Source organism: Paenisporosarcina sp. P4_E4_2 (assembly GCF_056401595.1).
In genome coordinates this window covers 1-4,273 of sequence record NZ_JBFUJC010000268.1, presented here as the reverse complement: position 1 = coordinate 4,273, position 4,273 = coordinate 1, and the positions used below count along the sequence as shown (strand labels likewise).

Here is a 4,273-nt window from a genome sequence, read left to right as displayed (position 1 = left end):
CTCCTATATTGGGTACTGCTATTTATTAAATATTCTAAAGGTTTTTAATTGTTTTGGGAATAGCTATAACTTACATTACAAAATAAATTGTGACAAATCTTTGTTTTTTACGATATTTCCAAGTTTTTGGTCGACATATACAGGAGTAATGTCGATATGCGCGGGAGCAATGTCAGAAGCCTCATAAGAAAGCTCTTCAAGTAACTTCTCCAAAATCGTATGCAATCGACGTGCACCTATATTATCGGACTCTTGATTCACTTCTGTTGCAATTTCAGCAATTCGCTCAATTGCACTGTCAGTAAATTCAAGCGTTACCCCTTCAGTTTCCAGCAAAGATTTGTACTGGCGTATCAATGAATGATCTGGTTCTTTCAAAATACGAACAAAATCATCTTTTGTTAACTTTTCAAGTTCCACACGGACTGGGAAGCGTCCTTGTAGTTCCGGTATTAAATCCGAAGGCTTTGCTGTGTGAAATGCTCCAGCAGCTACGAAAAGCATGTAGTCAGTTTTGACTGCACCATACTTCGTCTGAACAGTCGATCCTTCTACAATCGGTAATATATCACGTTGTACACCTTCACGCGAAACATCCGCAGATGAACCGTTGCCCCCCTTGCTCGCAATCTTATCGATTTCATCAATAAAAATGATTCCCGTTTGCTCGGCACGTTCGATGGATTTTTGAGCTACTTCCTCTGAGTCGATAAGCTTGTGAGCTTCTTCTAGAGTTAAGACTCGTCGTGCATCTTTCACTTGCAAGCGGCGCTTTTTCTTTTTCTTCGGCATCAGGTTAGATAATGCATCTTGCATATTCTGCCCCATACTTTCCATCCCAGAGCCTTGGAAGGCATCAAACATGGAAGGAGCCTGTTCTGTAACTTCTACGTTTACCCATTCATCTTCCAATTTACCGTCTCTTAAGTCTTCGGCAATTTGGGAGCGTTTTAAACGAATGTCTGTATCGTCATTTGCAGGTTCTTCCTGTTCTGCTTTTTGACCAAATAACATTTCAAATGGATTTTGCGTATTATGTTTCTTTTTCAAGGATGGTACGAGAAGACGGACGATGGCATCATTCGCCAATCGCTCAGCTTGTGCTTTTACGCCTTCAGTCATTTCTTCTTTGACTATACGTACAGCCGCTTCTGTTAAATCACGAACCATTGATTCCACGTCACGGCCAACATAGCCAACTTCTGTAAACTTGGTGGCTTCTACTTTGATAAACGGTGCGTTCGTAAGTTTAGCTATTCTTCTCGCAATTTCCGTTTTACCGACACCAGTAGGACCAATCATCAGTATATTTTTCGGTATAACTTCATTTTTCATCTCATCAGACAACAAACTTCTACGATAGCGATTTCGCAACGCTACAGCTACTGATTTTTTAGCTTCTTTTTGTCCGACAATAAAACGGTCTAAGTGCTCGGTTATTTGTTTTGGTGTTAACTGTTGTTTATTCATTCACTTAACGCCTCCACAATAATTTGATGATTGGTAAATACACAAATATCAGCTGCAGTTGTAAGTGCTGCTTTGGCAATTTCGGTGGCATTCAATGTTTCACCAGCATATTGTTTCAGTGCACGTCCTGCTGCCAATGCAAAATTCCCACCAGAACCGATTGCTAAAATGCCATCATCGGGTTCAATTACTTCACCAGTACCTGAAACCAATAAAAGTGTTTCTTTATTCATCACGAGCAACATCGCTTCAAGTCTTCGTAACATTTTGTCGCCTCTCCATTGTTGGGCAAGTTCGACTGCAGCTCTTTGTAAGTTGCCATCGTATTCCATCAATTTCGCTTCAAACATTTCAAATAAAGTAAAAGCGTCTGCCACTGATCCAGCAAAACCTGCAAGCACTCGACCGTTGTATAAGCGTCTAACTTTTTTTGCTGTATGCTTCATGACAACTTGATTTCCTAAAGTAACTTGACCATCGCCAGACATTGCAGATTTTCCTTTATGCTGAATCGCAAAAATCGTGGTTGCATGTATTTCTCCCATGAAGTTCACCTCTCGTTTAGCTCATCCTTCATTATGCTCTAGGATGTGCATTCATATAAGTTCTTCGCAAATGTTCTTTCGTTACGTGTGTATAAACTTGTGTCGAAGACAAATGACTATGCCCAAGTAATTCTTGGACAGTACGCAAGTCGGCTCCATTGTTCAGTAAATGTGTTGCAAATGTATGCCGCAACATATGCGGATAGATTTTAGTATGCAATGCTGCTTTTTCCACTAAGTCGCTCAGTATATATCTAACACCACGCGGAGTCAAAGGCTGACCACGCATATTTGTAAATACAAAATTGTGTTTAGCTTGTTTCATTAATTTAGGACGCGCTTCGTCCATATAGAGTTCCAACGCATCTTGAGCAAACTGACCAAACGGTACATATCTCTCTTTTCTGCCTTTACCCATTACTCTCATGATGCCGAGACGCTTATCAATATCGCGTTCTTCCAAAGATGTTAACTCGCTTACCCGAATTCCGGTTGCATACAACATTTCAAGGATTGCCCGATTACGAAGCACCATGGGTTCTTCGCCTTCAGTTGCCTGGAATAGTTGTTGTAACTCTTCTTCATAAAAAAAATGAGGAAGTCGTTCCTCTTTTTTGGGATGATATAACGAGCGAAATGCATCTTCTTTTAAACCGAATTCCCGGTTGCCAAACTTGAAGAAAGAACGGATCGCAGATATTTTTCTGGAAATCGAAGTACGTGAAAGTGATTCATCGTACAGTTTTGTCACATACAGTCTAGCGTGAATATATTCGACATCATGTAAGCTTGTAATACCTTCTGATTGTAAAAAATCAAAAAAGTACAGTAAGTCCGATTCGTATTCTCGAACAGTGTGTTCTGAATAGTTCTTTTCAAGCTGGATATAGCTTTTAAATTGAGACAAAGCTTCTAAGGGAGTCATAGGTGTCTGCACCTCCAAATAGTTAAAGCGCCAGGAACCGTCCCGTCTTGAAACAGCCGGAGCAGCTGGATGGCAAAACACGTGAAAAATGAATTGTATACGAATTTATAAATATGACAAAGTAAAAAGCCTCTAAATTATAACAATAATTAGAGGCTTTCAGCAATTAAATCGAATATGAATTCATAAAATTTTGAATTGTGCCAAGTGCACGTTCAGCTTGCTTCTCTCCACGCTTTTCTTTCGTTTTGTACCGTTGCGACAAAGTAGGGAATAAACCAAAGTTGACGTTCATCGGTTGGAAGTTTTTCGGATCAGCTTCTGTAATATAGCGAGCCATACTGCCTAGTGCGGTAGCTTCAGGGAATACAAGTAATTCTTCCCCCAAAGCTAATCTTGCAGYGTTTATCCCTGCTATCAAGCCACTTCCGGCTGATTCAACATATCCTTCAACACCTGTCATTTGTCCCGCAAAGAACAATTGATCATTTGTCTTTAGTTGATATGTAGGTTTCAAAACTCTTGGTGAATTGATGAACGTATTACGGTGCATCACGCCGTAGCGGACGATTTCCACATCTTCCAAACCTGGAATTAACTGCAAAACTTGTTTTTGTGGACCCCATTTTAAATGTGTCTGAAATCCGACAATGTTGTACAAAGTGCCTGCTGCATCATCTTGTCGCAACTGTACAACAGCAAAAGGAACCTTGCCAGTTCTCGGATTTTCCAGTCCAACTGGCTTCATTGGACCGAATAATAAAGTCTTTTTCCCACGTTCAGCCATCACTTCAAACGGCATACAACCTTCGAAATAGATTTCTTTTTCGAATTCTTTTAAAGGCACTACTTCAGCAGAAATCAGAGCTTCATAAAAACGGTCAAACTCTTCTTCTGTCATCGGACAATTGATGTATGCTGCTTCCCCTTTATCATAGCGGGATTTCACATAAACCTTGTCCATGTTAATACTGTCTTTTTCAACTATTGGGGCAGCTGCATCATAAAAGTATAAATAATCCTGACCAGTCAGTTGTTGTATCTTTTCAGCCAAAGCCTGAGAAGTTAATGGTCCTGTAGCAATAATGGTAATGCCTTCAGGAATTTCAGTTACTTCCTCATTGATGACTTCAACAAGAGGATGATTTTTCACTTTTTCTGTTACATACCCCGCAAATTCATGACGATCTACCGCAAGAGCGCCACCCGCAGGGACAGCACATTGATCTGCAGCACCCATTATAACGGAGTCCAGCATTCTCATTTCTTCTTTAATGACGCCGACAGCATTAGTTAATGTGTTCGCACGTAAAGAATTTGAACATACTAACTC

The 4,273-nt window shown here is 40.3% G+C and carries 4 protein-coding genes; all 4 read right to left on the bottom strand.

Going from position 1 to position 4,273, the window contains the following annotated elements; translation table 11 throughout:
* Positions 1–75: 75 nt before the first annotated feature.
* Positions 76–1,470 (bottom strand): HslU--HslV peptidase ATPase subunit, encoded by a 1,395-nt coding sequence (gene hslU, locus AC1DSB_RS15150; protein WP_477531006.1) that lies wholly within the window; start codon positions 1,468–1,470, stop codon positions 76–78.
* Positions 1,467–2,015, bottom strand: a complete 549-nt coding sequence (hslV, locus tag AC1DSB_RS15145) for an ATP-dependent protease subunit HslV (protein ID WP_016427615.1) — start codon at positions 2,013–2,015, stop codon at positions 1,467–1,469. The genes hslU and hslV overlap by 4 nt, the downstream gene beginning before the upstream one ends.
* A gap of 31 nt (positions 2,016–2,046) precedes the next feature.
* Positions 2,047–2,940 (bottom strand): tyrosine recombinase XerC, encoded by an 894-nt coding sequence (gene xerC / locus AC1DSB_RS15140; RefSeq protein ID WP_016427616.1) that lies wholly within the window; start codon positions 2,938–2,940, stop codon positions 2,047–2,049.
* 166 nt (positions 2,941–3,106) lie between these two features.
* A partial coding sequence (gene trmFO / locus AC1DSB_RS15135) for an FADH(2)-oxidizing methylenetetrahydrofolate--tRNA-(uracil(54)-C(5))-methyltransferase TrmFO (RefSeq protein WP_477587021.1) occupies positions 3,107–4,273 on the bottom strand: 1,167 nt, incomplete at its 5' end.

What these genes read in the sequence shown, in the direction of transcription:
- hslU (WP_477531006.1), bottom strand. Translation starts at nt 1,470, where the DNA reads ATGAATAAACAACAGTTAACACCAAAACAAATAACCGAGCACTTAGAC.
- hslV (WP_016427615.1), bottom strand. Translation starts at nt 2,015, where the DNA reads ATGGGAGAAATACATGCAACCACGATTTTTGCGATTCAGCATAAAGGA.
- xerC (WP_016427616.1), bottom strand. Translation starts at nt 2,940, where the DNA reads ATGACTCCCTTAGAAGCTTTGTCTCAATTTAAAAGCTATATCCAGCTT.